Here is a 5,630-nt window from a genome sequence, read left to right as displayed (position 1 = left end):
TCATGCACAACGTACAACCCAACCAGAAAGTCCGTATTCTCCAGGTGGAGATCGCCGTTCCTGCCAATGCGGAAGATAGCGAAGTACGCGACGAGATCTCAGCGCTACTGACCGAAGCGGGGATCGCTTCCCCGGAGAGCCATCTCCTGGATTGGCGCTATACCGGCATCGAACGATCCGTAATCGCCAGTGACGACCCGCACGAAGAGGCGATCTTTACCAGCAATGCCGGCAATATGGAATTGCCAGGGGCGATCATCAATCGGGTGCGCCCGATGAGCTTTGATGAAGCCCAATGGCTGTTTTGGGAATATAGCGACCACTTGCCTATGGTCATCGAACTGAATGACGGCAAAGTGCTATTACCATCGCAAGATAGCGAAGGCAACGGGCCAGGCTGTTTGATGGGGATGGTCTACCAAAACGGCCAATTCCGGGACGATACGTTATTCACCTACGACTGAGATGAACGAGCAACGCATCTCTGCATCTTTCGAGTTGGAGAGCCAGGGAGTATCTCCCCTGTCCCCAAACTCTCTGGCTCCCTTGCAGTATCCCATCCCAACTCACTAACTCGCAAAAAGGAATAAGCCATGAAGATCACTGTTTTACAAGAAAACATCAAGCACGGATTGAGCATCGTTTCGCGGGCGACATCGCCCCGCACCACTTTGCCCGTACTGGGAAATATCCTGGTCGCAACCGAAAATGGCCGCCTGCGCCTGGCGGCGACGGACCTGGAGTTGAGCATCACCTGTTGGATCGGCGCCCGTATCGAACGGGAAGGGGCCACGACAATGCCGGCACGCACCTTCTTCGATCTGGTGGGCACGCTGCCACCGGAGGCCATCTCACTGGCGTATGACGAGGTGGCTGCAACAATGAAACTGGGTTGTGGCCAATCGAATACCCAATTGAAGTGCATCCCGGCGGAGGAATTCCCGCCGCTCCCGGCTTTTGAAGGCGAAGGCATTCAAATCGATTCGAAATGCCTGTTGGAGATGATCCGCCAGACAGCTTTCTCGGCCTCCAGGGATAGCGCCCGCCCCGTACTGACCGGTGTGCTGGTGACCATCGCCGATGAGGATATCACCCTGGCCTCGGCGGATGGTTTTCGCCTGTCGGTACACAAAGCCAAACTCCCTACGCCGGTTGCAGAGCCCGTCCGTGCGCTGGTTCCGGCTAAATCCCTGACCGAACTGGCCCACATCCTGAAAAACCAGACAGGCATGGTGAACGCGGCCTTTGCCAACGGGCGCATGATTTTCCGCACGCCGGACGTCGAACTGGCTACCCAACTGATCGAAGGGGAATTCCCCGATTACCAGCAAATCATCCCGGAAACGCATACCACCCGCGTGGTAGTGCCTACGAACGTACTCCAGAAAGCCTGCCAGCAAGCCGGGGTGTTTGCCCGCAATGATTCGCTGGTCGCCGCCCTGGACATCCGGGAGGATAGCGTAGAAGTCTCGGCCCAAGCCGATGAACTGGGTTCAAGCTGCACCCAGGTAGCGGTAGCCACCGAAGGTCCCGGGATGCGCATTGCATTCAATATCCACTACCTGCAGGATGCCCTGGCGGCTATCCAGACCCCTAGCGTGGCGCTGGAAGTCAGCGATCCCGTCAAACCAGGGACCATCCGTCCGGTGGGTGAAGAGCATGCCTTCCTGCATTTGATGATGCCGATGAACACGGCGTAATGAAAGTGCTCCGGTGTCAGGTGTTACGGTATCCCGTGATACTTGAACACCTGACACTTTTTCCCCAACCGACACCCCATACGGAGGAATAACAATGTCATCTCCCCCAAATATTCCCCACGAAAGGGATACTTCTACCCCTTACACCGTTTTTCACCACCAGCCGTTATGCCATTGGATGATTAACGGAAAAACCCGTGCCGAAGACCTGGGCTGGCCGCAGAACTACGAACGGATAGCCATCGTCAAGGCCCATACGCTGGAGCAGGTCTATGCCAAAACCCAGCATCTTCACCGCCCCTGGTGGGAGAACCCGGGCGTCAAAGCGTTCGGTGCCCTGGCCCGTTCCACATCCATCGGCGACATCGTGCAAGATGGCGATGGGCAGCTTTGGGTGGTCGTCGATTTCGGTTTCGAGAAGCTAACCGGCAACCTGGCCGCCTTGGAAAAGGCCACTCAGGCGACCATCCACCTGGACATCCTGGACGGCGGCTCGCTGATGTCGGTATGGTGCGGGCCTCCAGAACAGATCCTGTTAGGACCCGTAACACAAAAGATATCTGCTCCAGAGATGGATGGTTTTGCCACGGCTCTTGAAATCGCCTGTGGCCGGTTGCTGGCTTCACTGGTAACCAGCCGGGCACAGCGACGCGAAATGAGCAAAGTCTGAGATTTCCTCTGGAATACTACACAAAGCCCCTGGTGCCAGCACAGCGCCAGGGGCTTTTTCTATCCCCCCGGGCTTCTTTTTCAGAAGCCCGGCGCATTGCCTGTTCGAAAGGAAATAACCATTATGAACGCCCCTCCGTTGGATCTCCGGGTCCAAACCCCCTATGAATTACCCAAACTGAAACTGCGTCCGTTACGAGAGCAGCCCGCCTATCGTGTTGCCAATAACCCCACGGCCTGTAACCTGCTCGAATTGCTGGCGGCTGTCGTCGGCGGCGCCCGGCAGATCGAGATCGCCGAGGAATTGCTGCAACGCTTCAAAGGCCTCACCGGCCTGTACCGGGCCAATATCGCCGAGATTGCCGCGGTACCCGGCATCGGCCAGCGCACGGCGGCTTCGCTGGTAGCCTCCCTGGAACTGGGCAAACGCCTGGCGATGGACGTACCGGAAGAACCGCCGGCGATCCACAGCCCGGCGGACGCTGCCCGGCTGGTGCAGCACGAAATGAGCGTGTTGGAACAGGAACACCTGCGTGTGATCGTGCTCAATACCCGCAACCGGGTTCTGGATATCGTCGAGGTCTACAAAGGCAGTCTGAACAGCGCCCAAATCCGGGTAGCCGAAATCTTCCGGCCCGCCATCCGTCTCAATGCCGCGGCGATCATTGTCGTTCATAACCACCCCAGCGGGTCGGCAGACCCGAGTCCCGACGACGTCGCCGTCACAAGGTCCATCGTCGAGGCCGGAAAAAACCTGGACATCACGCTGCTCGACCACATCATTATCGGCCGGGCGCCTGGCAAGCATTGGGTATCGTTGAAAGAACGACAATTAGGCTTTGACAGTGTGCGAGAAAAACGTTCCCGCTACCAGGCCGCAGAAAGCGCGCGCCCATACGAAATGCCCTACCGGATCATCGAAGCCTTGCCCGATGAATATGTACTCTTTCCTGAAGATGCTACGCAGGACACCTGGCATCTTTTCATCGATGCCTTCGCAACACAGCGCTGCCCGGCTTGCAAAGGCAAGGGCTGTGATTTTAACCTACGCCCTTGCTGGGCTTGCGGCGGGCGAGGGGCATGCTGACCCCTATCCCCCTGAATAAACAAACCAATACTTGAAAGGAGACAACCATGTTTGACAGAACTTGCATGAAAGGAAGCTTGAAATGAACACGCTAAACACCCGCGCCCGGCTGACCCTGGACGATCTTGAAGCCGGCATCGAAGCGGATATCACCCTCAGCATTCCCCTGGAGGCTGTCGCCAAACTGGTCCAGTTCGATACCCAACAGTTGGGGATTGGCGACCATATCTATATCGACCCCCTGGGGGATGAACTGCTGATTTCCTTCACGTTGCACAATGAGAGAGCGCTTTCCGGATACGTACACCCCGCGTAGCGCATTTTTCCCTACCCACACAAGCGATATTTTAACCACGAAGCCCAGCTCCCCAACTTCGGGAGGTGGGCTTCTCCTATTCACACCCACAAGGAGAAAAATCGTGAATACAAATCAACAAATCACCCAACTCTCGGAAGCCAACTACGAACTGCTCGTTGAAGCGCTGCATATCCTGCGGGAACTGGTCGCTGCTGCAGAGAATGATGTCTTCACCGATTCGCCTGAGCGTGCTTCGAGTGTTTCCGAGGCCGAAGAGGCGATCCGGCAGGCCCATCAAGTCTTCCAAACCCTGGAGCAGACTGCCTGGCAGATTTTGCAGGAAGCTGAAGAAGCTTTTTATGCGATAAGCCGGGCGCGTGCACATGCGGCCAACGGCAACTGGCCGACGCCCCGCTCTATCGCCGATTATATGCTGTGGATCCAGGATGAGTGGGAAGTCCAAAATCACCTGGTAGCCGAAAACGACCCGGTATGCGATCCGGTTTATGCCAACGCCCTGCTCAACCTGGTTGGTGAACTACATGGTTTGGGCTTCAAGCCCTCGCCGGTCCCCTGGCAGCTTGCTATGGAAAACACTCAACTGGAAATGGCGTGACAAGAACTACTAATGGGTTGGGAGGGGGTAACTCCTCTCCCAATAATCGCTATAATAACCATTGAATATCGAGATGGTATAATGAAACCACCGACTTGTAGTCAGGAGTTGTTGATTATGAACTCTAATTACCACCCTGTTCCTAATTTTGCCTCACTGTTGGCAGATCTCCCGCCGGAAAGCGTGCGACTGGTAGAACAGTTCGTGTTGTTTTTACGCGAACAGGCATATCAGAACCAAGAGAGCGCCACAATTGTAAAAGAAGTGCAACGGTCTCCGTATATGTATCCCACGGTAGCCGTACCAGCCAAGTCGATTGATGGATTGATCGGAATCATGCCACCCCTGGGAGGCAATGCTTTAGAAGATGCGGAAGTCCTTTACAACGGGAACTGATCCATGGAAATTGTCATTGACACTTCAGTTCTCGTCGGGATGCTTGTGCCGAATGACCACTGGCATCAACAAGCTGTTGAGTTGGGGAAAGCCATCCAGAAGCAAGCACATTCTCCAGTTTATTTGGATTGTGTGGTTGCTGAAGCGCTCAGTGTGATCGTTCGTCGTCTTGAAGAAAAGGGGCTTTCAGCAGAAATTGATTCTGTTCTGAAGAAATGGAACGCCCAAATCCCTTCGGATGCCATTTCCTGGGTCTTTCCAGATGTGCCACGTTTATATGCAGAAACTGTCGGCTTGGTTCAATCCTCTGCTGGCGCGTTAAATTTCAATGATGCCCTAATCTCGCTGGCTTGCCGTGAGCGAGGTATTGAATCCATTGCCAGTTTCGATCACGATTTTGACCAAATTGACTGGCTGGAGCGCCTATCAGTGCCCGAAGATATCACCCCCTAGGAGAGTATTCGTTTCAGGTGAAACTGTTTAGATCAACGAATCCATCATAACATTTCCTGATGCCAATTATTCAGGATCGAAATGGAAAAGCCCCGTGTACCCTGGCGGGGCTTTTTGCTTCTCTAAACTTTTGAGAAAGGGGCATCAAGGTTCGAAAACCAAAATCGCAGAATGACTGTTTTCCGCCAATAGGGGCATAGGCTTCCAAAGCTAATTGCACGCGCATCTGCACGGCCGCCGCAGGTCAACCCGCTGGCAAGATACCCCTTCCGGAATGCACAAAGTTATAGGAATTGCTTGCCAGGGGATAGCTTTCGATGTCTTTGGCATTTGGCGATCTTCTCTATGCATGGGCTGTGAGCTACCAACAGCTAAAGCAAGTTGGCTTCCTGGTTCGTCCAGCGTTGCCCG

7 protein-coding genes and 1 pseudogene are annotated in these 5,630 nt (G+C 54.8%); all 8 read left to right on the top strand.

What is annotated here, in order from left to right; all coding sequences use genetic code 11:
• Window positions 1–464, top strand: a 464-nt coding sequence (locus HN413_13150; protein MBT3391342.1) for a hypothetical protein, incomplete at its 5' end; no start/stop codon positions are given.
• Window positions 465–593: 129 nt separating this feature from the next.
• Window positions 594–1,700: pseudogene (gene dnaN / locus HN413_13145) on the top strand (DNA polymerase III subunit beta).
• 94 nt (window positions 1,701–1,794) lie between these two features.
• On the top strand, window positions 1,795–2,370 hold the full coding sequence (locus HN413_13140; GenBank protein MBT3391341.1) for a hypothetical protein: 576 nt from the start codon (window positions 1,795–1,797) through the stop codon (window positions 2,368–2,370).
• A gap of 123 nt (window positions 2,371–2,493) precedes the next feature.
• Window positions 2,494–3,456, top strand: coding sequence for a DNA repair protein RadC (gene radC, locus HN413_13135; protein ID MBT3391340.1), 963 nt, complete (start codon window positions 2,494–2,496; stop codon window positions 3,454–3,456).
• Between the two features lie 82 nt (window positions 3,457–3,538).
• Window positions 3,539–3,772, top strand: a complete 234-nt coding sequence (locus tag HN413_13130) for a hypothetical protein (GenBank protein MBT3391339.1) — start codon at window positions 3,539–3,541, stop codon at window positions 3,770–3,772.
• A 103-nt stretch (window positions 3,773–3,875) separates the two neighbouring features.
• Window positions 3,876–4,370, top strand: a complete 495-nt coding sequence (locus tag HN413_13125) for a hypothetical protein (GenBank protein ID MBT3391338.1) — start codon at window positions 3,876–3,878, stop codon at window positions 4,368–4,370.
• 117 nt (window positions 4,371–4,487) lie between these two features.
• Complete coding sequence (locus tag HN413_13120; protein MBT3391337.1) at window positions 4,488–4,766, top strand: hypothetical protein; 279 nt, start codon at window positions 4,488–4,490, stop codon at window positions 4,764–4,766.
• A gap of 3 nt (window positions 4,767–4,769) precedes the next feature.
• Window positions 4,770–5,219, top strand: a complete 450-nt coding sequence (locus HN413_13115; GenBank protein ID MBT3391336.1) for a type II toxin-antitoxin system VapC family toxin — start codon at window positions 4,770–4,772, stop codon at window positions 5,217–5,219.
• Window positions 5,220–5,630: the final 411 nt, after the last annotated feature.

Source organism: Chloroflexota bacterium (genome assembly GCA_018648225.1).
GTDB lineage: Bacteria > Chloroflexota > Anaerolineae > Anaerolineales > UBA11858 > NIOZ-UU35.
The sequence above is the reverse complement of the archived record's forward strand: the minus strand, read 5'-3'. Positions and strand labels throughout refer to the sequence as shown.

Coding starts and splice junctions, on each gene's coding strand:
- HN413_13140 (MBT3391341.1), top strand. CDS start 1,795: ATGTCATCTCCCCCAAATATTCCCCACGAAAGGGATACTTCTACCCCT.
- radC (MBT3391340.1), top strand. CDS start 2,494: ATGAACGCCCCTCCGTTGGATCTCCGGGTCCAAACCCCCTATGAATTA.
- HN413_13130 (MBT3391339.1), top strand. CDS start 3,539: ATGAACACGCTAAACACCCGCGCCCGGCTGACCCTGGACGATCTTGAA.
- HN413_13120 (MBT3391337.1), top strand. CDS start 4,488: ATGAACTCTAATTACCACCCTGTTCCTAATTTTGCCTCACTGTTGGCA.
- HN413_13115 (MBT3391336.1), top strand. CDS start 4,770: ATGGAAATTGTCATTGACACTTCAGTTCTCGTCGGGATGCTTGTGCCG.